Source organism: Bacillus sp. SJZ110, assembly GCF_006715455.1.
GTDB classification, from domain to species: Bacteria; Bacillota; Bacilli; order Bacillales; family Bacillaceae; genus Bacillus; species Bacillus subtilis.
On the sequence record NZ_VFNF01000002.1, the window covers coordinates 507,065 to 530,409 of the forward strand.

Here is a 23,345-nt window from a genome sequence, read left to right on the forward strand (position 1 = left end):
GTATGATATAATATTGTGAAGTAATAAAGCTTTAAGTTAAAAGGAGAATGATAAAAATGGCACAAAAAACATTTAAAGTAACTGCAGATTCTGGAATCCATGCTCGTCCTGCGACAGTTCTTGTACAAACTGCTAGCAAATACGACGCTGACGTTAATTTAGAATATAACGGCAAAACAGTTAACCTTAAATCTATTATGGGTGTTATGTCTTTAGGTATCGCTAAAGGCGCTGAGATCACAATCTCTGCTTCCGGAGCTGACGAAAACGATGCTCTTAACGCTTTAGAAGAAACAATGAAAAGCGAAGGACTCGGCGAGTAATGCAAGAATTAAAAGGGATTGGTGCTTCAGCCGGCATCGCGATTGCAAAAGCATACCGGCTTGAAGAGCCAGATTTAACGGTTGAAAAGAAAAACATCTCTGATTCTGAAGCGGAAGTAAGCCGTTTTGATGAAGCGATTGCACGTTCAAAAGAAGAGCTCGAAAAAATCAAAGAGCACGCTTTGAAAGAACTGGGTCAGGATAAAGCTGATATTTTTTCTGCTCACCTTTTAGTTCTCAGTGACCCTGAGCTTCTGAACCCTGTGAAAGAAAAAATCAGCACTGATTCAGTGAACGCTGAATTCGCTTTAAAAGAAACGTCTTCTATGTTCGTTACCATGTTTGAATCTATGGACAACGAATATATGAAAGAGCGTGCGGCAGATATCCGCGATGTAACAAAACGCGTAACCGGCCACCTGCTTGGCGTCGAAATTCCAAACCCAAGCATGATCTCAGAAGAGGTTATTATTGTCGCTGAAGACTTAACACCGTCTGACACAGCCCAATTAAACCGTGAGTTCGTAAAAGGATTCACTACTGATATCGGCGGACGCACATCTCACTCTGCCATCATGGCACGTTCTCTTGAGATTCCAGCAGTTGTTGGAACGAAAGCGGCTACAGGCACGATCCAAAACGGCGTGACTGTTATCGTTGACGGTATCAATGGCGATGTCATTATTGACCCATCTGCGGAAACTGTAAAAGAGTATGAAGAAAAACATAATGCTTATTTGGCTCAAAAAGCTGAGTGGGCGAAGCTTGTCAATGAACCGACTGTCTCAAAAGACGGACATCATGTAGAGCTTGCAGCGAACATCGGTACTCCTGATGATGTAAAAGGTGTTCTTGAAAACGGCGGAGAAGCAGTTGGCCTTTACCGTACAGAATTCCTTTACATGGGAAGAGATCAGCTGCCTACAGAAGATGAGCAGTTTGATGCTTACAAAACGGTTCTTGAGCGTATGGAAGGAAAATCAGTCGTCGTGCGTACACTTGATATCGGCGGAGACAAAGAGCTTCCTTACCTGCAGCTTCCTAAAGAAATGAACCCGTTCCTGGGATATAGAGCGATTCGTCTTTGCCTTGAAGAGCAAGAAATCTTCAGAACACAGCTTCGCGCGCTGCTTCGTGCAAGTACATACGGAAACTTGAAAATCATGTTCCCTATGATTGCGACAGTTAACGAATTCAAAGAAGCAAAAGCGATCCTTCTTGAAGAGAAAGAAAAGCTCGTAAAAGCGGGACAGGCTGTATCTGACGATATTGAAGTCGGAATGATGGTTGAGATTCCGTCAACTGCAGTCATCGCTGATCAGTTTGCTAAAGAGGTTGATTTCTTCAGTATCGGAACAAACGACTTGATCCAATACACAATGGCAGCTGACCGTATGAATGAACGTGTATCTTACCTGTATCAGCCATACAACCCGGCAATCCTTCGCTTAATTACACTGGTAATTGAAGCAGCACACAAAGAAGGAAAATGGGTTGGCATGTGTGGAGAAATGGCAGGAGACGAGATTGCGATTCCAATCCTTCTCGGCTTAGGCTTAGATGAGTTCTCAATGAGCGCAACGTCTATTCTTCCGGCAAGAACACAGATCAGCAAATTGTCTAAACAAGAAGCTGAGTCATTCAAAGAGAAAATCTTATCTATGAGCACGACAGAAGAAGTTGTCGCGTTCGTAAAAGAAACCTTCAAGTAATGTACAAAAACCAGACGGCCTCCGGCCTGTCTGGTTTTTTTCATAAGTAAGGGTATAGAAGGACACAATAACATGGCTAGGAGGGATAGTATGTCAAACCAATTTAACGCAGGAGATACTGTTTATGTGATCTACAGAAATCCGCACGCCGCCAATGTAGCCCACATAAAGGAAGCCAAAATTGTGCACCATCCATACCATGAAGGCGAGCTTTCCCTGTTTATTTATGAAACCTATCATCCGTTCGCAGAGGACGATGCTGTGTTTGCAAGCTATGAAGAAGCTAAATCGCTTTACAAAGAACTCTTTGATATTGATCCGTATGAGTAACAAGGAAATCATTACAACTCATATCCTTTCCGCCTAGTGAGAAAAGTAACGTTAGTAAAGGAAAAGGATGTGGCATCATGCAGAACCCATTTGTTCCGCAGCTTGTATATATAGAACCGAGGGCACTGGAATACCCGCTAGGCCAAGAATTACAAGAAAAATTTGAGAATATGGGCATTGAAATCAGAGAAACAACATCCCACAATCAGGTGCGTAATATTCCTGGGAAAAATCATCTTCAGCAATATCGCAATGCGAAATCAACTTTAGTTATCGGTGTCCGGAAAACATTAAAGTTTGATTCATCCAAACCCTCGGCTGAATATGCCATTCCGTTTGCAACAGGCTGTATGGGGCATTGTCATTACTGCTACCTGCAAACAACCATGGGATCAAAGCCGTATATCAGAACTTATGTAAACGTCGAAGAGATTTTGGATCAGGCAGATAAGTATATGAAGGAGCGCGCACCAGAGTTCACAAGGTTCGAAGCATCATGTACGTCAGACATTGTAGGAATTGATCATCTGACACACACGCTGAAGCGCGCCATTGAACATTTTGGCCAAAGTGATCTCGGAAAGCTCCGATTTGTAACGAAATTTCATCATGTCGATCACCTATTAGACGCAAAGCATAACGGGAAAACGAGATTCAGATTCAGTATTAATGCCGACTATGTGATTAAAAACTTTGAGCCGGGAACTTCACCTCTTGATAAGCGGATAGAGGCGGCAGTAAAAGTTGCAAAAGCAGGCTACCCGCTAGGCTTTATTGTTGCTCCGATTTATATTCATGAAGGCTGGGAAGAAGGATACAGACATCTGTTTGAAAAGCTTGATGCTGCTTTGCCGCAGGACGTTAGACATGACATAACGTTTGAATTAATTCAACACCGTTTTACAAAACCGGCCAAACGAGTGATAGAGAAAAATTATCCGAAGACGAAGCTCGAATTAGATGAAGAAAAGCGCCGTTATAAATGGGGACGCTACGGGATCGGAAAATATATTTATCAGAAAGATGAAGAGCATGCACTTCGAGAAGCACTTGAATCCTATATTGATACCTTTTTCCCTAACGCGAAAATTGAATATTTCACTTAAACGGGCTGTTGTGATCAACAGCTCTCTTTTTATAAAAAGGATTTTTCCATTCCATCAAAACGCCGTAATTCAATGATTCTTTATCCTCTACATAATTGCTTACTACACGAATAGGTGAACGCCCGCAACGGAGGAGAAAGGACAGTACAGGGTCGTTTTTCCTGCCTTCCATCACATCTTCAACGTACTGAACAGCGCTGATCTCGTGTGCGTATTTATGATATAAAGGAATGCGGCCGCCGCCGAGAAGGCGCTCCAGTCTCTTATCAACAGTCAGCTCATACATCGTATTCATCAGCCATTTTCCGATTCCAAGCTTTCGATAATGAGGAGAAACAGAAATATCCACTACATATAAAGTATTTCCATGAGGTTCATGATTTTTAATCGATCCGTTGTCTGTTGCTTGTGCCCAAGTATGATCAGGAGATTCAGGCTCAAATTGTACAATAAGAGCAGTCATGGAACCGATAATTCTGCCATTGATGAGCGCGCATAAAGCGCCTTCCGGAAAGGTTTTGATATGGCTGACAAGCTGGTCCTCTGACCACAGCAATTCCTGGGGAAACGGAGGAGGGAAACATTCTTCTTGAAGAGAAATCAGCCTCTCGATGTCAGTCTCAGTGTAGTTTCTGATGGTCAGAGCCTCAAATTTTCTGCTGTCGCGCACATACATTTGTTTTAGTATGATCATCACTCTCCTTATGTTGTTTCATTATAACGAAGATTGAATTTTCAGTAAATATATTCCGATTTTCTTATAATTTATTTTTTGATTATTCATTTTTCAAACGAAAGGGCCGATATAGAAATTAGGAGGGGATTGGTTTGTTTAAAAAACTTCACATGAAGATTGCTGTTTTTGTTTCGATTATGTTAATCGTCACAGTTGTTCTTTTAATGCTGTCTTCTTATTTGACGCTAAAACCGATGATTACAGAGGATGGGAAAAATACAACTCAAAACGTGACGCAGTCACTTGAACAAAATATTGAATTGCAATTAAAGAGTTATGCCATTTCGTTATCAAGATTGGCTAATGGGGAATTAACGCATACATTTGTAACGAAACCAAGTAAAGAAGTTGCTCGGCTGTTTCACGATGACATTAAGCAAATCAAAGATAACGATGATTATGTTGCGATGGCTTACATAGGCACCGCAAAAAAAGAAATGTTTACATATCCAAAAGCGGATTTCGCTGAGGATTATGATCCAGCATCAAGACCATGGTATAAGCTTGCAGCTGAAACCCCGGATCAAGTTGTTTGGACGGAACCTTATAAAGATGTCGTGACAGGAGACATGATTGTTACTGCATCGAAAGCGATCTTAGACGGGCAAAAAGTGATAGGGGTTGCCAGCTATGACTTGAAACTCTCTGCTATCCAGAGTATGGTCAATAAACAAAAGGTGCCTTACAATGGATTTGCCTTTTTAGCTGATACGAGCGGCAATCTTTTAGCCCATCCGTCAAATCAAGGAAAAAATATATCAAAGGATCAAACACTGCAAACCATCGCATCCGAGAAAAAAGGGATACAAGATGTGAATGGAAAAATGGTTGTGTACCAAACGATTGGCGAAACGGGCTGGAAGGTCGGAACGCAATTTGATACCGATCAATTAATGTGGATTTCAGATAAAATGAATCGGGCAAATCTTTGGATATCATTGCTTGCGCTTATCATAACAATTATTCTCAGCTACTTCCTGGCCAAAACGATAACCGGTCCGATACAGCAGCTGATCGCAAAAACGAAAGCTGTTTCCGCAGGCGATTTAACAGTGCGCGCGGAATCAAAATCTAAGGATGAAGTCGGTATTTTAACAAGAGATTTCAATCTGATGGTTGAAAATATGAAGGAAATGGTTGAGCAAGTGAGACTCTCTTCAGGGAAAGTATCTGACACCTCTGAACAACTAACGGCTGTCTCTGCCGAAACTAATGAAACAAGCGGACAAATTGCAAAAGCGATTGAAGAAGTAGCCGCAGGAGCATCGGAACAGGCTTCTGAAGTTGAAACCATTAATGAAAAATCGGAAAGCCTGTCAACGAAAATCAGGCAAATCGCTGAGGAGGCAGGCGGAATTAAAGAACGTTCAAAATCGTCCGAGGATGCAAGCTATAAAGGACTTGACGCGCTCGGCCAGCTGCTGATGAAATCAAACGAAGCCAATATGGAAACGAAAAAGGTTGAAACGATGCTGCTGGATTTGGAAAATCAAACTAAGAATATTGAAGAAGTCGTTACAGCGATTTCAAACATATCTGATCAAACCAACTTGCTTGCCTTAAATGCCAGTATTGAGGCAGCCAGAGCCGGAGAAAGCGGGCGCGGTTTTGCCGTCGTAGCCGATGAAGTGCGGAAGTTAGCTGAGCAATCAGCCCTTTCTACAAAGCATATCAGCGAGACTGTGAAGCTTATCCAGCTTGAGACAAAAGAGGCCTCTCACGCGATGGTTGAGGCAAGCAGAATGAATGATGAACAAAACAGTGCCATTCACGAAACTGGAGAGGTATTAAATACGATAACTGCAGAAATGCAGTCACTGGTACAAGGTATTGATCACATTTACGCGGAAATTCAAAGAATGAGTGAAGAACAGCTTGCGATTTCTGAAGCTATTCAAAGCATTTCAGCCATATCACAGGAATCAGCTGCCGCAGCAGAGGAAGTGAACGCATCAACCGATGAACAGCTTGTCACCCTTGATAAAGTCAAACACTCAACGGAAACACTAAAACATGCAAGCCAAGAACTTATGAACACAATTGCAAAATTCACATTGTAATCCAATTACATCCCCAAACATCATTTGTTTTGGGGATTTTTTATGTTATAAGATGAATAGATATGGTAGTCTAAAAAATGAAGGAAAAATGATAAATTTTAACTAAAATCAAAACGAAACATCAGGGAGGAATGACCTTGAAAAAAACAATTGGTTTTATCGGTCTTGGAGTGATGGGAAAGAGCATGGCATCACATATTCTGAATGACGGCCACCCTGTTTTGGTGTACACCCGGACAAAAGAAAAAGCAGAAAGCATACTTCAAAAAGGCGCGATCTGGAAAGATACGGTCAAAGATCTTTCGAAAGAAGCGGATGTCATCATTACAATGGTCGGCTATCCCAGTGATGTTGAAGAAGTGTATTTCGGAAGCAATGGAATTATTGAAAACGCAAAAGAAGGCGCATATCTTATTGATATGACGACATCTAAGCCTTCGCTTGCGAAGAAGATTGCTGAAGCGGCCAAAGAAAAAGCATTGTTCGCTTTAGACGCTCCTGTTTCCGGTGGAGACGTCGGTGCACAAAACGGAACACTCGCGATTATGGTCGGTGGAGAAAAAGAAGCTTTTGAAGCCTGCATGCCGATTTTCTCTTTAATGGGAGAGAATATTCAGTATCAAGGACCGGCTGGAAGCGGACAGCATACCAAGATGTGCAATCAGATTGCAATTGCAGCCGGTATGATCGGTGTTGCTGAAGCGATGGCTTATGCCCAAAAATCAGGCCTAGAGCCGGAAAATGTTCTGAAAAGCATCACAACGGGCGCAGCCGGAAGCTGGTCATTGTCAAATCTTGCTCCCCGTATGCTGCAAGGCAACTTTGAACCGGGATTTTATGTGAAGCATTTTATTAAGGATATGGGAATTGCACTAGAGGAAGCAGAATTAATGGGGGAAGAAATGCCAGGCTTGTCGCTCGCAAAATCCTTATATGACAAGCTAGCTGCTCAAGGTGAAGAAAACAGCGGAACACAGAGTATATATAAGCTTTGGGTGAAATAAAAAGACTGCTTGTATCCTGCAGGCAACCATCAGGCTGTCGTGAAAATCTCGATAGCCTTTTTTTGGACTATAAGTGCGTAAAAGAGAAAAATACCACTTGTTTTAATTAATTGACAAAACGGAAGGGTGAAAATAAGAACATGATTCTATAATTCTAGCTTTAAGAAAGAATCAATAGCTTAACCTATACATTCAACATCAGTGACTATTTTTCTGATGATCTAAATGCTTATTTGTTTTGTTTATTGATTTATTCTCTGAGATAGGATTATGGGGTAATATTCTTATTACTAAAGCGGCTTTGGAGTGAAGTCGATTTAGCATTGCCTCCTATCTCAGAAAAGTGAGTATAGGAGGCTTTTTTTGTAGATTATTATTGATGGGGGTATTGATATGAAGCTTGAACAGCAAGAAATAAATATTTTACATTCTGATTCTGGTCCATACGGGATAGCCATTTCACCCGAAGGAAAGGTATGGTTTACTCAACATAAAGCTAACAAGATCAGCTGTCTTGATAGAACGGGCCAAATTCAAGAGTATATTGTTCCGACACCTGATGCTGGAGTCATGTGTTTAACGGTGTCTTCAGAAGGTGATATTTGGTTTACAGAAAATAGGGCTAATAAGATAGGGAAACTGACAGCAAAACGGCAATTTATAGAATATCTATTGCCGCATCAACATTCAGCCCCATATGGGATTACGGAAGGTCCAGACGGAGATATCTGGTTTACTGAGATGAATGGAAATCGTATAGGTAAATTGACATCAGAGGGCAAAATTCATGAATACGAACTGCCTAATGAAGGATCGTACCCTTCTTTTATTACGTTGGGTTCAGATCACTCACTTTGGTTCACTGAAAACCAGAATAATGCTATCGGCAAAATAACTGAATCAGGTGAGTTAACGGAGTTTCCGATTCCTACACCAGCAGCAGGACCGGTAGGCATTACAAAAGGGCATGATGATGCACTTTGGTTTGTAGAGATAGTGGGTAATAAGATAGGTAAGATTACGGTTTCCGGTGACATAACTGAATATGATATCCCTACACCAAATGCACGGCCTCACGCTATCGCTGCAGGTGTAAAATCTGATTTATGGTTTACCGAATGGGGGGGGGAATAAAATCGGAAGGCTGACAAGTGATCGAACAATTGAAGAATATACAATCAACACACCTCATGCTGAGCCTCATGGAATAGGATGCGATAATGATGGCACAGTATGGTTTGCATTAGAATGTAACAAAATAGGGAAATTAAAATTAACTAAATAAAGGAAAAGAGGATCCTTTGCATCTCATGCGAAACCTATGTTGCTCAACCTGACCCAAACATTTCTCCTTTATTATAAAAAGTCAAATCTATCAATGGCATAAATCTGTTGCAGCAGCTTTGCTATTGAAGGTGAAAGAAAAACGGATTGTAGTGAATAAGTTCCCTTCGCAGCCGGATGAAGAAGACTGCCGTAACTTGACCTTGCTTGGCTGGGGGTCTGGCGGCTTTTTTCTGTTTCTCCATACATTTAGATGAATACAAAAAAAGCTTGTAGAAAAAACATGGTTTTCTCTACAAGCTGAAGATTACCTGTATCGTACAGGGAATTTTTTTTATTATTTTCCGATGAATTGTTGTGTCCAGATGCTTCCAGACTCAACGTAGCCAACACCGATGTGAGTAAAGTTAGGGTTTAGAATGTTTTTTCTGTGTCCTTCACTGTTCATCCAAGCTTTTACTACTTCTTCTGGTGTCTTTTGGCCCTTCGCAATGTTTTCACCTGCTGTTTTGTAGCTGATTCCGAAAGATTTCATCATATCAAACGGTGAGCCGTATGTTGGGCTTTGGTGATCAAAGTAGTTTTTGTCCTTCATATCCTGAGATTTTGCTCGTGCAGATTTGCTTAACGTTTCATCAATTTGAAGCGGTTTTAAGCCTTGTTTTTGTCTTTCTGCATTTGTAAGTTCAACAACTTTTTTCTCATATGCACTTACAGATGAAGGTGCAGATGTTGTTGTGTTTGTTTTTTCAGCAGTTGCGGGTGCTTTAGAAGCAGTGCTTTGATCAGCAGCTGCTTTTTCAGTAGTCTTTTGTGCAGGTTTTGCCGTTTCTGTCTTTTGAACATCCTGAACTTTCACGTTAGATTGCTTCGCATGTTTTTGAAGAAACTGCTTAATCTCTTTTTCGTTTGCAGCGTTTAACGTTTTGATATTTGTGTTAATATGCAGTTTTTTCACTGCATCGTTAAGTGACATGTTTTGTACTGTGTTCCCCGTTTTTACTGTAACCACAGGCTGGCAGGAGAGTTCTTTCGCTGATGCTTGCTGTACGCCCCCGAATGTGAATAATCCAACCGCAGCGGCAGCAGATAAAATAAATGCTTTCTTCATTAGTTCGTAACCTCCTAGAGTTGTTTGTTTCTACAGAAAAATCATAACATAGCTTTTTTGTCATAAAGATTCCAGCACTTTCCTTTGACAAATAGAGATTGTCATTTTCGTAAAGTAAATGCGTTGAATCACTAAGAATAAGGGAATCAGCGGTATATATGATTTTATCGTACCGTTACATAGCTTCCTTTTTTTTGAACCGTTAGTTATATTTTAATGTGTTTTTATATTGACAGCTTTTTTTACTCCTTTTCGCTGTAACAACTATTACAAAGGTGTTACAATTAATCTCAGTATATGTAAATTTATTGAATGATTTGAGAGGGGTAACCAGAAGTGACTGAAATAGGACGTGAACCAAAGAAAAAGAGCAAAGGAAACAGAGCAATCAGAATGAACCTTTTTTTCCTAGCTGTCTTTGTTCTATTCACTGCATTAATTTTTAAGCTCGGGGTTGTTCAAATTGTTGAAGGCGAACAGCATGAAGAAGACGCTGAGAAATCAAATGCAAAAACAGCTTACTATCCTGCGCCTCGCGGGAAGATGTACGACAGAAATCAGAAAGTTGCTGTCGATAACCAGAGCGTTCCAGAAATTGTGTATGTATCAACATCTAGCACAAAAACAGAAGATAAAATCAAAACAGCGAAGCGGCTTGCTTCTTTCATTCATATTGATACCGAATTTTTGAAGGAAAGGGATCTTCGTGATTACTGGATCGCAGCTCATCCGAAAAAAGCCGCCGCTCTGCTTAAGGAATCAGAAAGCAATCTGAAAGGAGACCAGGCTTACAAGCTTCAAATAGAGCGTGTTCCGGATCAAGAATTAAAGGCTATTCAGCAAGATGACGAAGAAATGGAAACTGCTGCGATATATACAAGGTTTTCAAGCGGAAATGCTTACGAACCTCAAATCGTAAAGGCAATGAATCCAAATAAGAGCAATAGCAATGGAAAAAACGGAGCGCTGCTTGATGAGAAGAAAAACTCCTCGCAAAGACCAAAAAATGACTTAACATATGATGAAATTTCCATTGTTTCTGAGCATTTAGAAGAACTTCCGGGAATCGATATCGTAAACGATTGGACACGAAAATATCCTTATGACAAAACCCTTTATTCTGTTTTCGGGGGCGTTACGACACCTGATCAGGGCCTGCTGAGCGACCGGAAAGATTTCTACTTAACAAGAGGCTATGCGAATAATGACAGGGTGGGAAAAAGTTATTTAGAGTATCAATATGAAGAATATTTAAATTCGCATAAAGAAAAAGTGGAATACGTAGAAGATAATAAAGGAAATGTCGTCAGCCAAAAAACCATTGATAAAGGCAGCAGGGGATACGATCTTCAGCTTTCTTTTGACATGGAGCTTCAGGCAAAGGTAGAAAAGATTGTTGAAGAAGAAGTGAGAAATAGCCGCGCGCGCGGAAACTATATGCTTGACAGAGCCTTTGCCGTGATGATGGATCCGAATAACGGCGATATTTTGTCGATGGCAGGAAAAAAGATAGATTTAGAAACAAATAAGATTCAAGATTATGCGATCGGTGCTTTTACAACCCAATATGAAATGGGATCAGCAGTAAAGGGTGCAACCGTTCTCGCCGGCTATCAAGATGGTATCCCGCATTATAAATATTTCGTTGATACACCTCTGTATTTTGCAGGAAATAATAGGCCTAAGAAATCCTATATGAACATGGGAACCATCAATGAATTAACGGCTTTGCAAAAAAGTTCAAACGTATATATGTTTAATGTTGCTATGCATATAGCTGGGGTAACGTATAAGCCGCATGGACCGCTTCCTGCTGATCAGAAGGATCTGCTCAAAATGAGAAATTACTACAGCCAGTTTGGCCTTGGAGTCAAGACTGGTGTTGACCTGCCGCAGGAATCTGCAGGAATGCAAACGACACCTGATGCCGTAGGGGGACTAATTTTAGACTTGGCCATTGGTCAATATGATACATATACACCGCTTCAGATGGCACAGTACATTTCGGCAATCGCAAATGGCGGATACCGCATACAGCCTAGAATCGTCACAAGTATCCATAAACCCAGCAGTAAAGAGGAGCTTGGAAAAACAATTGAGCAAAGAAAGCCTAACATCCTGAATAAAATCAATAATACGGAAAGTGATATTCAGCAAGTAAAAACTGGAATGAAATTAGTTACAACTTCGGGGACCGCTAAAAATACTTTTACAGAAGACGTGTCTGGAAAAACGGGAACAGCTGAAACATTTTACTACGGCACAAATCAAAATTGGTGGGGAAAAAGGACATACAATCTAACATTTGTCGGCTATTACCCATCGAAAAATCCAAAAGTTGCATTTAGTGTGGTTGTACCTTCAGTAGCAAACGATCACGATCCGATCAATAAGTTAATCGCCAAAAGAGCCATACACGCCTACGCAGAGCTCGAAAAAAAACACAGTAAAAAATAAAAAACAGGGTGCACAACTAAAAGATTGTGTGCCCTTTCTTTTATTCAAAAATTGACGTTCACCATAAGAATAGAAGGAGAATACTCATTTTCTAGCGAATCATACTAGGTAAAAGTCAATCTGTATATGTCGAAACACGATGATCATGCAAAGGAGGGATTCTGTGGAACAGGATACGCAGCATGTTAAACCACTTCAAACAAAAACCGATATTCATGCAGTCTTGGCCTCTAATGGACGCATCATTTATATATCTGCCAACTCCAAACTGCATTTGGGCTATCTCCAAGGAGAGATGATCGGATCATTCCTCAAAACGTTTCTGCATGAGGAAGACCAATTTTTGGTTGAAAGCTATTTTTATAATGAACATCATCTGATGCCGTGCACCTTTCGTTTTATTAAAAAAGATCATACGATTGTGTGGGTGGAGGCTGCGGTAGAAATTGTTACGACAAGAGCTGAGCGGACAGAACGGGAAATCATTTTGAAAATGAAGGTTCTTGAAGAAGAAACAGGCCATCAATCCCTAAACTGCGAAAAACATGAAATCGAACCTGCAAGCCCGGAATCGACTACATATATAACGGATGATTATGAACGGTTGGTTGAAAATCTCCCGAGTCCGCTATGCATCAGTGTCAAAGGCAAGATCGTCTATGTAAACAGCGCGATGCTTTCAATGCTGGGAGCCAAAAGCAAGGATGCTATTATTGGTAAATGGTCCTATGAATTTATTGAAGAAGAATATCATGATATCGTGAAAAACAGGATTATACGAATGCAAAAAGGAATGGAAGTCGGAATGATTGAACAGACGTGGAAAAGGCTTGATGGCACACCTGTTCATTTAGAAGTGAAAGCATCCCCGACCGTCTACAAAAACCAGCAGGCTGAGCTGCTGCTGCTGATCGATATCTCTTCAAGGAAAAAATTCCAAACCATCCTGCAAAAAAGCCGTGAACGATATCAGCTGCTGATTCAAAATTCCATTGATACCATTGCGGTGATTCACAATGGAAAATGGGTGTTTATGAATGAATCGGGAATTTCCCTGTTTGAAGCGGCTACATATGAGGATTTAATTGGCAAAAACATATACGATCAGCTGCATCCTTGCGATCACGAGGATGTAAAAGAGAGAATCCAAAACATCGCCGAGCAAAAAACAGAATCTGAAATTGTCAAGCAATCCTGGTTCACCTTTCAGAACAGGGTCATTTATACGGAGATGGTCTGCATTCCGACGACCTTTTTTGGTGAAGCGGCCGTCCAGGTCATTCTTCGGGACATTTCAGAGAGAAAACAAACAGAAGAATTGATGCTGAAATCGGAAAAATTATCAATCGCAGGGCAGCTCGCGGCGGGAATCGCCCATGAGATCCGCAACCCTCTTACAGCGATCAAAGGATTTTTACAGCTGATGAAACCGACAATGGAAGGAAACGAACATTACTTTGATATTGTGTTTTCTGAACTCAGCCGTATCGAATTAATACTCAGTGAATTGCTCATGCTGGCGAAACCTCAGCAAAATGCTGTCAAAGAATATTTGAACTTGAAAAAATTAATTGGTGAGGTTTCAGCCCTGTTAGAAACGCAGGCGAATTTAAATGGCATTTTTATCAGAACAAGTTATGAAAAAGACAGCATTTATATAAACGGGGATCAAAACCAATTAAAGCAGGTATTCATTAATTTAATCAAAAATGCAGTTGAATCAATGCCTGATGGGGGAACAGTAGACATTATCATAACCGAAGATGAGCATTCTGTTCATGTTACTGTCAAAGACGAAGGGGAAGGTATACCTGAAAAGGTACTAAACCGGATTGGAGAGCCATTTTTAACAACAAAAGAAAAAGGTACGGGGCTTGGATTAATGGTGACATTTAATATCATTGAAAACCATCAGGGAGTTATACATGTGGACAGCCATCCTGAAAAAGGCACAGCGTTTAAAATTTCATTTCCAAAAAAATAAAACAACGGCTTAAACGCCGTTGTTTATCGTCTGCATTGCTTCACGTTTTTTTAATACAAATAATTCTAAACGGTCCAGGCCTTCTCTCAGCGTGTCCATTGAGCATGCAAAAGACAGCCTTACATATCCTTCACCATATGTTGAGAACGAGCTGCCCGGCACGAGTGCCACGCCAGCGTCTTCCAAAAGAGCCATACTAAAATCAAATGAAGTCATTCCAAATGATTTAATAGAAGGGAAGATATAAAACGCACCGGATGGTTTAACAACATCAATTCCCATGGAAACAAGACGGTCATAAACATAGTCGAGACGTTTTTTGTATTGTTCTCTCATAATTAGGGCATCGTCAAAGCCATTTGTGACAGCTTCAAGCGCGGCTTTTTGAGAAATGGATGAGGCACATGATACATTGTATTGATGAACCTTTAAAATGTGCTTTGCAATGTCTTTCGGTGCGAATAAAAATCCAATTCTCCAACCAGTCATGCTGTGTGATTTTGACAAGCCGTTAATGACAATTGTTTGATCCCGCAAATGGTTTGCGATGGAGTAATGCGATCTGTCATATGTTAATTCACTGTATATTTCATCGGACAATACGAAGACATTTCTGCCTTTTAAAAGGGCTGCGATGCTTTTCAGTTCTTCTTCAGATAAAGTCACGCCGGTAGGATTTGACGGATAAGGAAGCACTACACACTTGGTGTTGGGTGTCAGAGCATCTTCAATCAGCCGGGCGGTAAGCTTAAAGCCGTGTGATGTAGTATCAACAATGACAGGCTTGGCCCCGCACAAATTGATAATAGGTTCATAGCCCGGATAAATAGGCCCTGGCATAATGACTTCATCACCGGGAGATAAAATCGTCCGGAATGCAGCATCAATGGCTTGGCTTGCGCCTGTTGTGATGATAATTTCAGATTCAGCATCATAGTTGAAATCCGCTTTTTTCTTCATATAAAGCTGCACAGCTTGTCTCAGCTCCAGGTAGCCGGCATTCGGAGTATATGACGTCACGTTTTCATCAATGGCTTTTTTTGCGGCAGCTTTCACATGATGCGGTGTGAAAAAATCAGGCTGGCCGATTGTAAGTGAAATGACGTCTTCGTGTTGGGCTACAAGATTCGAGAATTTGCGTATTCCTGAAATTTCGATCTCTCTTGCTTTCGGATTCAGCAAATGTTCCATAATTCATCACCTTAACAAATATAATGAGTTTATCCTATTTTACCACTAGCTGATCATTTGTCACCTTTTTAACTGATATATTTCGATTGTATGCGCCTTTTTTCTAAACATACCTTTCTTTTCAGAAAAAAAGAAGACAACCAGCGATTTGATTGTCTTTATTGTATCATGTTCTATTATTGTTTATATGTGCCAATTTCATTAATAGCCATAATCAAAATGAAGGTCTTCGTGCCAAATCAGATACGGAGGATGCTCTTCTCGAAGGTCAGCTGATTCTTTCTTCATATTCAGGTAAGTTTCTTCACTGATATCCTCTAAAACAGTCATTTCGTTTTCTTTAAATATTACTAAGGTACCCATTATTTACACCCTTCTTTGGAAAAATCCTTGACTATTTTATCACTGTTAGTTGGAAAGTCAATGGTTATTAGGAAAAAAGTTTCTTTTTTGAGGAACGCGGCTTGTTGCCTTCGGAATTCGATTTTGAAGAGCTGCCATTCACTTTTTACAAATTACGCCGATATATACAGTACAATACTGAATGCGAATAGCGAGGGATTGAATTGTCGTTACAACAATACGAAATTTTATTGGATTCTGGTACAAATGAATTAGAAATTGTGAAGTTTGGCGTGGGTGAAAATGCTTTCGGAATTAACGTCATGAAGGTAAGAGAAATTATTCAGCCTGTCGAGGTGACATCAGTGCCTCACTCCCACCAGCATGTAGAAGGAATGATTAAACTCAGAGGAGAAATTCTCCCTGTGATCAGTCTCTTCTCATTTTTTGGAGTAGAGCCTGAAGGATCAAAAGATGAGAAATATATCGTGACTGAATTTAATAAACGGAAAATTGTTTTTCATGTCGGCTCTGTTTCTCAAATTCACAGAGTATCCTGGGAAGCGATTGAAAAGCCGACATCGTTAAATCAAGGAATGGAGCGGCACCTTACCGGGATTATTAAGCTCGAAGACCTGATGATCTTTTTGCCTGACTATGAAAAAATTATTTATGACATTGAATCAGATTCAGGTGTTGACACGTATAATATGCATACCGAGGGCTTCGATGAAAGAAGAACTGATAAAAAGCTTATCATTGTAGAGGACTCACCGCTTTTGATGCGCCTCTTGCAGGATGAATTAAAAGAAGCAGGGTACAACAATATCGCTTCGTTTGAAAATGGAAAAGAGGCATATGAATACATTATGAACCTTGCTGAAAACGAAACTGATTTATCAGAACAGATTGATATGATCATCACTGATATTGAAATGCCAAAAATGGACGGACACAGGCTCACAAAGCTGCTGAAGGAAAATCCGAAAAGCTCAGATGTGCCGGTTATGATTTTCTCATCGTTAATTACGGATGATCTGCGTCACCGCGGCGAAGTTGTAGGCGCAGATGAGCAAATCAGCAAGCCTGAGATCAGTGATTTGATTAAAAAAGTGGATACGTATGTTATTGAATAAATAAAAACAGCCGTTGCCAGAAAGAGGCACGGCTGTTTTTATTTTAAAAGTAACTCTCGCCAAGTTTTTTAAAGACCGGTTTATGGTAAGCTGGCTGCTGGCGATTTGGCACTAGCGGCTTTTCTTTCATGCCGACATATTCTTGCAATAGGTGTTTCGCTTTTGTTAAAGACATTTGAGCTTTAGGATTTCGGTACGATTGATTAAGTGTACCTAAATGCGGAAGATGTTCGAAGTCTTCTTTAGTTGGAGGCATGTGAAAATAGTAGTCTCCGATTGAGATAAGCACGTCCGATTGCTGTTGGCTGAACCTTGGATTTTTTGAAAAATGAAGCCCTATTTTCTTTCCTTTACCTTCTTTGACAAGCTTTTGCAAAGCTCGTTTTTTCAGCAGATATAGGTATTTAGGGTTGGGGGCGGTTTTTGCATGGCGGTTCACAGTGTAAACTGCTTTTGAAAGATTTTCTACGGTTGGCTGCAGATCTTTCGTATATGCATGGTCGTCCATTATTTCTCTCCTTTGCTCTTATCAATTTCTATATGTTTAGATTATACTTTTTTAAAGTTGAAATGCAAATATTGAATGTAAAAATGCGCTTTTTTCTAAGAAAAAAAGCGCATTTTTAACCTGCATTATACAGATCTTGCCTTCTTTTTCGGCTGTTCTTGAAATGCTTCCTGAACATTCACTTCCACAGCCTGAGCACTGTATTTTGGCAGTGCAATAAAATAAAAAATAAAAACGAGCAGGATAATAACACCCATGCCGTAATAAAGATAATCAATGTTTGAAACAAACTTAGGGAATAACAGTGCGACTAAGCCAAGTGTCAAAGACTGTGCAAACATCATAAAAGGGTCCTGCATGCCGCTTACACGTCCCATCAGTTTTGGATGAACAATTTTGGGCATCCACCCTCCGATTGCAATGTTGATCGGTCCGATGCACATTCCCAGTGCAAAAGCTGCCGCGTAATACACCCATAAAATATTGGTGTAGCCGAGGACGAAGATCAGCAAACCTGCAATGAAAATCGGTATCGACATTAAAAAGTGCGGCTTCACTTTTTTAGAGATGATCGTGCCGATTACGCTGCCTGCCAGCAGCCCAAACCCGAGTGCGATCGTAAATACAGACGTATGCCACTCATAACGGTCAGGCGCCAATCCATATTTCATTGTAAACATCGGCAATACAGCGAATCCTCCGTTGACAAATCCAAAAATGAAAAAGCCAAAAATAAGAGATGCCAGCAATTTGTTTTTTAAAATATAGAGGATGCCTTCTCTAAAGTCATTTATTGAATCCTTAACAGAAGTCTTTCTCCAGCTGAATGCACCGTTTGGCTGTCGGGCTTCTTTTGGAATCCGGCAGCTGCGGATCAGCAGCCCGGAAATGATAAAGCTGACAAAATCAAGAATAATGGCGCCTTCAATACCGATGGTGTTGTACATAAACGCGCCTATACCGACTCCAAACACCATAAAAATGCTAAAAAGCATCTGATTAAGCCCTGCCGCTTTCGCATAATGCTCCTTCGGCAGAATGGCTTGTACCAAACTGTTTTCTGCCGGAAAGAAAAACTTTGTTACAGCGCTTCTGATAAATAAGATACAAAAAACAAGAGGAATATTGCCGGTAAATAAAGTGAAAAAAAGCACGACAGTCAGGCCTGCTCTGATCCAATCACAATTTTCTGCCACCTTTTTTCTGTCAAACCGGTCCGCGACGACTCCCACGATCAGAAATACAAATATGGTCGGAAGAGAATACATCAGCTCCGCCAAGGTCGTATATGAAGGCTGGCTGCTGAATCGGTCCAGCAAAAAAAATGCAAAGGCCATGTTGCCTACTGTCGTGCCCATTTGAGAAGCGAGTGCTGCGAAAAATAGACGAACAAAATTACGATTTTTAAATATATCCATAAAAACGCTCCTTACCCTAAAGGTCCCACTTTATCATATTATAAACCGCCTGTTTTTGAAACAAATAAGAAAACATTACCGGTTAATCGTGACTCTTGTTCCGTTTGGCACAATTGAAGCAAGTTCAATCACGTCTTTGTTATGCATGCGAATGCAGCCTTTAGAAACAGCCTTACCAATCGAAGCGGGATTATTCGTCCCATGTATTCCGTAGTGCTGCTTTGAAAGGCTCAGCCAATAAGCGCCAAATGGGCCGCCGGGATTGCGCTGGCGGTTAATAATGTAAAACTCGCCAGTAGGCGTTTGCGTTAGTATTTTACCAACGGCGATGGGATAGGTTTTCATTACCCGATTATTTAGGGACAGCGTAAGGGTCTTCGCTCCGATTGAGACTGCGATATGATACGGAATTGTATAAGGGTCCGGCAGTCCGGGGATGACTATGGACTGTCCCGCGGTGAGCCCTGCCTGCAGTGACGGATTAGCCTGGAGTAATGCAGCCGTGCTGATTCTGAAATCAGCCGCGATGCTGTTCAGTGTATCACCTTGCTTCACCTGGTACGTAAGCAGTTTCCTCATCCTCCTTTTTTACTTATAAGTATTGATGAGGAGCCCATCCTGCTACATTAATTTGTGCTTTTTAAGGTGAAGACAGTGATTTCAGGCTTGGCCAGAAACCGCAAAGGCAGCCTGGTCATCCCGAGGCCTCGGTTTACGTAAATATGAGTGCTGCCCGTTTGATACATTCCCTCTGTGTAGACTTTTCCATATGGAGGCGTAATAATCGGTCCGTAAAAAGGCAGCTGAATCTGGCCGCCGTGTGTATGGCCGGAAAGCTGAAGGTTCACGGGATAATCTGTTGTTTTCAAGGCCGCATCAGGTTCATGGACGAGAAGAATGGAAAAAAGTCTGTCGCTCAGCCTTGAAAGGGTGCCTTCATAATCTGGGTTTCCCAGCATTAAGTCATCAAGCGAAGCAATTTCGATTTTGCTGCCATCTGCGAGTGACAATGTTTGATAGCCATTGCGATATACCGTGAAACCTCCGGCTGTCATCAGGCTTTTGTAAACGGCAGTTCCATAGCCTCCGTGATCATGATTGCCGTAAATACAAAGCTTGCCGAAGGGAGCATTAAGCTTTCTCAATAATGGAATGACTGCCTGGTGGTGCTGGTACGTATCAGGATTATCGATAATATCACCTGTAAAAACAATGAGATCAGGTTTAGATTCATTAATTGTAAGAATGACAGTTTTTAAATCTTCGAGAGTAAAGTAATCACTCAAGTGTGCATCGCTGAACTGCACGATTTTAAAACCGTCAAATCCGTGCGGGATGAGAGAGCTTTTTATTGTGTGTTCGGTTGTCTCGATCATATGCGGCTCGAGATACCTGGCATAGCCATATCCCCCGCCGGCCGTTAAAGCCCCGGCAGCAAGAGCGCCGAACATTCCTTTTAGAAATTGTCTTCTGGACATCTTTTTCATTTCAAACCAACCTTTAATAGAGTTTTTCTATTATATCATCTGTATCTGATAAAAATCTCATATGAGCATGTGCTGACAGAGGTAGGGATATAATGATAGAATATTATTGAATGAATACTCATTCACAATTGGAGGGATAAACATGGAAAAAAAGGCGGTAATTATTACCGGCGGGTCAAGCGGCATGGGAAAAGCGATGGCAAAAAAACAGGCTGAATTAGGGTGGCACGTTATGGTGACAGGGAGGAACCATGAAGCACTTGAGGAAACAAAAAAAGAAATTCAGACCTTTGAGGGGCAGGTCGCTTGTTTTCAAATGGATGTCCGTTCCGATTCCGCTGCTTCAGACATGATAAAAGAAGCGATAAAAGCCTTTGGCCGGCTTGACGCGCTGATTAACAACGCGGCCGGAAACTTTATTTGTCCGGCAGAAAAGCTGACGCCCAATGGATGGAAAGCCGTTATTGAGATTGTTTTAAACGGCACATTTTTTTGCAGCCAAGCAGCGGCAAGGCATTGGATTGACCAGAAGCAGCAGGGTGTCATTTTAAATATGGCAGCCACGTACGCTTGGGGAGCGGGAGCGGGGGTCGTTCATTCCGCTGCAGCCAAAGCGGGGGTATTGTCATTGACAAGAACGCTGGCCGTTGAATGGGGGAGCAAATACGGCATTCGTACAAACGCTATAGCCCCCGGACCGATTGAACGAACAGGCGGTGCGGAGAAGCTATTTGAATCGGAAAAAGCGATGGCCCGCACGATGAACAGTGTGCCGCTCGGCCGATTGGGCACACCGGAGGAAATCGCCGCTTTGGCAGCGTTTTTGCTTTCTGATGAAGCATCCTATATAAACGGGGATTGTATCACAATGGACGGAGGGCAATGGCTGAATCCTTATCCGTTTTAAAGAATATTAATCTTTGGATTCAATGTGGTATAATCAGACAAAGATAGAGAAGCAGGTGATAACATGTTGGATCCACTTGATATTTTAACGAACATTGATGATGTCCTTCCATATTACCAGGCGATTTTCAGTGCCGAGGAACAGAAGGTTGTCGGATATGAGGTGCTTGGACGAATTTTGGCAGATTCAGAAATCCAAAGTCTCGGGCCCTTCTTTTTAGATGCGGGGATACCCGAAGAATATAAATTAGAGGTTGATAACAGAATTATCCGCCAGGCTCTTGACCGCTTTTTAGAGGCGGATTCTGATCTGCTGATTTTTATGAATCAGGATGCCAATCTGCTGATGCTGGATCATGGTGAAAGCTTTCTGGAGCTTCTGAAAGAATATGAAGCGAAGGGAATCGAACTCCACCGTTTTGTGCTTGAAATTACAGAGCACAATTTTGAAGGGGATATTGAGCAGCTCTACCATATGCTTGCATACTATCGTACATACGGAATTAAAATCGCAGTTGACAACATCGGAAAAGAAAGCAGCAACTTGGACAGAATCGCGCTGCTCTCACCAGATCTGTTAAAAATCGATTTGCAGGCGCTGAAAGTGTCACAGCCGTCACCGTCATATGAGCATGTGCTGTACAGCATATCTTTATTAGCAAGAAAAATCGGTGCGGCGCTGCTGTATGAAGACATTGAGGCGAACTTCCAGCTTCAGTACGCCTGGAGAAACGGAGGCCGCTATTTTCAGGGCTATTACTTAGTGTCTCCATCTGAAACGTTTCTAGAGAGAGATGTATTGAAACATAGACTAAAAACTGAATTTCACCAATTTATCACACATGAGAAAAAGAAACTGGAAACCGTCTATGAGCACTCTGAACAGTTTTACAAACGAGTGCATCAGGCTGTGACCTCTTTGAGAAAAAACAATCTGTCTTCTGATGATGACTTTATTAAAAAGCTGGCGGAAGAGCTGACAGATTGCAGCTTCAGGATTTACATGTGTGATGAAGAAGGCGATCAGCTGACGGGAAATGTGTTTAAGCAGGATGGGGAATGGATTTATCAGCCGGAATATGCGGAAAAGAACTGGAGCTGGCGTCCTTATTTTCTGGAGAACATTATGCGAATGAGAAATCTCAGAAAAGGTTTTTTCAGTGATCTGTACAGTGATTTGGAAACAGGTGAAATGATCAGAACGTTTTCATATCCGATGGATGATCAAATGTATTTATTTATAGACTTGCCTTATTCTTATTTATATGAGCAGGACGGACTGATTTAACGGCTGAAAGGCCGTTTTTTTTATGAAATGAAAAAAATATCAAAAAACGATTGACATTGATACTGAGAATCATTATCATTTAATTATAGAGAGAAGCTACTCTCTGTTCCCCAACCCCTCTATCAGATCAAGATCCGAAAAAACTTGGCGCTACCCCCGCCAAGTTTTTTATTTGTCAAAGCATAGGACAATCCAATGAAACAATAAACCTAACTAGTGGTAAACGTTTAACACAGGGAGAAACATTGAGTGCCGAACACCCCTGACACTGCTGCACGGGTGTTCAGTTCCGTTGTTTACCTCTATCCAGCATGACTCCCATTGATTATGGCCACGCGGAACTTCACCATAACATTCAAAAGAAGGTTTTGACAAAGTTGCAAAAAGGCATTCTTAATGCTGCCAAAGATTCGAAAAAAATTATAATTGTGTGCATGACATTCAAAAAAAGCCTCAAACTAAAGAAAAATAGTTTTTTTCACTTTTTTTCTTTGCTTAAATTCAGCAGTGAAAATGCCATCCTGTCCGACTTTATGGTATGATGCTCAATAGAACTTGTATTATAATAAATACTTGTTGATTTGAAGTTGCTTTTTGAAAGGAGTCTTTTTTTAGAATGTCACAATTAATGGGTATCATCACACGGCTGCAAAGTCTGCAAGAAACAGCGGAAGCGGCTAACGAGCCAATGCAGCGTTATTTCGAAGTGAATGGTGAGAAAATATGCAGTGTTAAATATTTCGAAAAAAATCAAACGTTTGAACTGACGGTTTTCCAAAAAGGTGAAAAACCTAACACATATCCGTTTGATAATATCGACATGGTTTCCATCGAAATCTTTGAACTTCTTCAGTAAGATTCCTGAAATAGGGGGAACAAGCTTCCGCCTTTGCAAAAGTAATCGAAATAAACGGTAAGGAACATACTTGTTTCATGGTTGTAAATCCTTGAAAAGGAGTGTC

General features: G+C 41.1%; 20 protein-coding genes and 1 pseudogene. 13 read left to right on the plus strand and 8 right to left on the minus strand.

Annotated elements, in window-relative coordinates; genetic code table 11:
- Window positions 1–56 precede the first annotated feature (56 nt).
- The 4 genes from FB592_RS08250 to splB all read left to right on the plus strand — a co-directional run bounded on the left by FB592_RS08250 (window position 57) and on the right by splB (window position 3,471).
- Window positions 57–323: a phosphocarrier protein HPr gene (locus FB592_RS08250; RefSeq protein ID WP_003154654.1), complete on the plus strand. Its 267-nt coding sequence runs from the start codon at window positions 57–59 to the stop codon at window positions 321–323.
- Window positions 323–2,035, plus strand: a complete 1,713-nt coding sequence (gene ptsP, locus FB592_RS08255) for a phosphoenolpyruvate--protein phosphotransferase (RefSeq protein WP_003218638.1) — start codon at window positions 323–325, stop codon at window positions 2,033–2,035. Before FB592_RS08250 ends, ptsP begins: the two co-directional genes overlap by 1 nt.
- Before the next feature lie 90 nt (window positions 2,036–2,125).
- A complete protein-coding gene (gene splA, locus FB592_RS08260; RefSeq protein WP_072174297.1) occupies window positions 2,126–2,365 on the plus strand; it encodes a splAB operon transcriptional regulator SplA in 240 nt (79 codons plus the stop codon).
- Between the two features lie 77 nt (window positions 2,366–2,442).
- Complete coding sequence (splB, locus tag FB592_RS08265; protein ID WP_003232425.1) at window positions 2,443–3,471, plus strand: spore photoproduct lyase; 1,029 nt, start codon at window positions 2,443–2,445, stop codon at window positions 3,469–3,471.
- On the opposite strand, the gene FB592_RS08270 is transcribed toward splB, so the two are convergent.
- A complete protein-coding gene (locus tag FB592_RS08270) occupies window positions 3,464–4,165 on the minus strand; it encodes a GNAT family N-acetyltransferase (RefSeq protein WP_046160338.1) in 702 nt (233 codons plus the stop codon). The genes splB and FB592_RS08270 overlap by 8 nt on opposite strands.
- Window positions 4,166–4,299: 134 nt before the next feature.
- On the opposite strand from FB592_RS08270, the gene mcpC reads away from it, so the two are divergent.
- The 3 genes and pseudogenes from mcpC to FB592_RS08285 all read left to right on the plus strand — a co-directional run bounded on the left by mcpC (window position 4,300) and on the right by FB592_RS08285 (window position 8,556).
- A complete protein-coding gene (mcpC, locus tag FB592_RS08275) occupies window positions 4,300–6,267 on the plus strand; it encodes a methyl-accepting chemotaxis protein McpC (protein ID WP_014479648.1) in 1,968 nt (655 codons plus the stop codon).
- 137 nt (window positions 6,268–6,404) lie between these two features.
- Complete coding sequence (locus FB592_RS08280) at window positions 6,405–7,271, plus strand: NAD(P)-dependent oxidoreductase (protein ID WP_015715802.1); 867 nt, start codon at window positions 6,405–6,407, stop codon at window positions 7,269–7,271.
- Between the two features lie 393 nt (window positions 7,272–7,664).
- Window positions 7,665–8,556 (plus strand): annotated as a pseudogene (locus FB592_RS08285) (Vgb family protein).
- 336 nt (window positions 8,557–8,892) lie between these two features.
- Here the strand turns inward: FB592_RS08285 and FB592_RS08290 are convergent.
- Window positions 8,893–9,666 carry a CAP domain-containing protein gene (locus FB592_RS08290; protein WP_041850889.1) on the minus strand — a complete coding sequence of 258 codons (774 nt, stop codon included), beginning with the start codon at window positions 9,664–9,666 and terminating at the stop codon, window positions 8,893–8,895.
- A 336-nt stretch (window positions 9,667–10,002) separates the two neighbouring features.
- Here FB592_RS08290 and FB592_RS08295 point away from each other — a divergent pair, with 336 nt between their 5' ends.
- On the plus strand, window positions 10,003–12,123 hold the full coding sequence (locus FB592_RS08295) for a peptidoglycan D,D-transpeptidase FtsI family protein (RefSeq protein WP_141949440.1): 2,121 nt from the start codon (window positions 10,003–10,005) through the stop codon (window positions 12,121–12,123).
- Window positions 12,124–12,286: 163 nt separating this feature from the next.
- Entirely contained in the window at window positions 12,287–14,107 is a 1,821-nt protein-coding gene (kinA, locus tag FB592_RS08300) for a sporulation histidine kinase KinA (protein ID WP_015252197.1), read from the plus strand.
- A 9-nt stretch (window positions 14,108–14,116) separates the two neighbouring features.
- Here kinA and FB592_RS08305 read toward each other — a convergent pair whose 3' ends face one another.
- Window positions 14,117–15,298, minus strand: coding sequence for an aminotransferase A (locus tag FB592_RS08305; RefSeq protein WP_049139858.1), 1,182 nt, complete (start codon window positions 15,296–15,298; stop codon window positions 14,117–14,119).
- Between the two features lie 201 nt (window positions 15,299–15,499).
- Window positions 15,500–15,661, minus strand: coding sequence for a hypothetical protein (locus tag FB592_RS08310; protein ID WP_014476654.1), 162 nt, complete (start codon window positions 15,659–15,661; stop codon window positions 15,500–15,502).
- A 203-nt stretch (window positions 15,662–15,864) separates the two neighbouring features.
- Between FB592_RS08310 and cheV the strand changes: the two genes are divergently transcribed.
- Window positions 15,865–16,776 carry a chemotaxis protein CheV gene (gene cheV, locus FB592_RS08315; protein WP_014476655.1) on the plus strand — a complete coding sequence of 304 codons (912 nt, stop codon included), beginning with the start codon at window positions 15,865–15,867 and terminating at the stop codon, window positions 16,774–16,776.
- A 43-nt stretch (window positions 16,777–16,819) separates the two neighbouring features.
- Here the strand turns inward: cheV and FB592_RS08320 are convergent, their stop codons facing one another.
- The 4 genes from FB592_RS08320 to FB592_RS08335 form a co-directional block, all read right to left on the minus strand.
- A complete protein-coding gene (locus tag FB592_RS08320) occupies window positions 16,820–17,284 on the minus strand; it encodes a YkyB family protein (RefSeq protein WP_003232406.1) in 465 nt (154 codons plus the stop codon).
- A 125-nt stretch (window positions 17,285–17,409) separates the two neighbouring features.
- A complete protein-coding gene (locus FB592_RS08325) occupies window positions 17,410–18,702 on the minus strand; it encodes an MFS transporter (RefSeq protein WP_014479656.1) in 1,293 nt (430 codons plus the stop codon).
- Window positions 18,703–18,777: 75 nt separating this feature from the next.
- On the minus strand, window positions 18,778–19,272 hold the full coding sequence (locus FB592_RS08330) for a L,D-transpeptidase family protein (RefSeq protein WP_010886500.1): 495 nt from the start codon (window positions 19,270–19,272) through the stop codon (window positions 18,778–18,780).
- 56 nt (window positions 19,273–19,328) lie between these two features.
- Window positions 19,329–20,189, minus strand: a complete 861-nt coding sequence (locus FB592_RS08335) for a metallophosphoesterase (RefSeq protein ID WP_003232400.1) — start codon at window positions 20,187–20,189, stop codon at window positions 19,329–19,331.
- A 142-nt stretch (window positions 20,190–20,331) separates the two neighbouring features.
- Here FB592_RS08335 and fadH point away from each other — a divergent pair, with 142 nt between their 5' ends.
- The 3 genes from fadH to FB592_RS08350 all read left to right on the plus strand — a co-directional run bounded on the left by fadH (window position 20,332) and on the right by FB592_RS08350 (window position 23,239).
- Entirely contained in the window at window positions 20,332–21,096 is a 765-nt protein-coding gene (gene fadH / locus FB592_RS08340; RefSeq protein WP_015383534.1) for a 2,4-dienoyl-CoA reductase, read from the plus strand.
- 63 nt (window positions 21,097–21,159) lie between these two features.
- On the plus strand, window positions 21,160–22,383 hold the full coding sequence (locus FB592_RS08345) for an EAL domain-containing protein (RefSeq protein WP_021479390.1): 1,224 nt from the start codon (window positions 21,160–21,162) through the stop codon (window positions 22,381–22,383).
- A 616-nt stretch (window positions 22,384–22,999) separates the two neighbouring features.
- Window positions 23,000–23,239: a YkuJ family protein gene (locus tag FB592_RS08350; protein ID WP_003218671.1), complete on the plus strand. Its 240-nt coding sequence runs from the start codon at window positions 23,000–23,002 to the stop codon at window positions 23,237–23,239.
- Window positions 23,240–23,345: the final 106 nt, after the last annotated feature.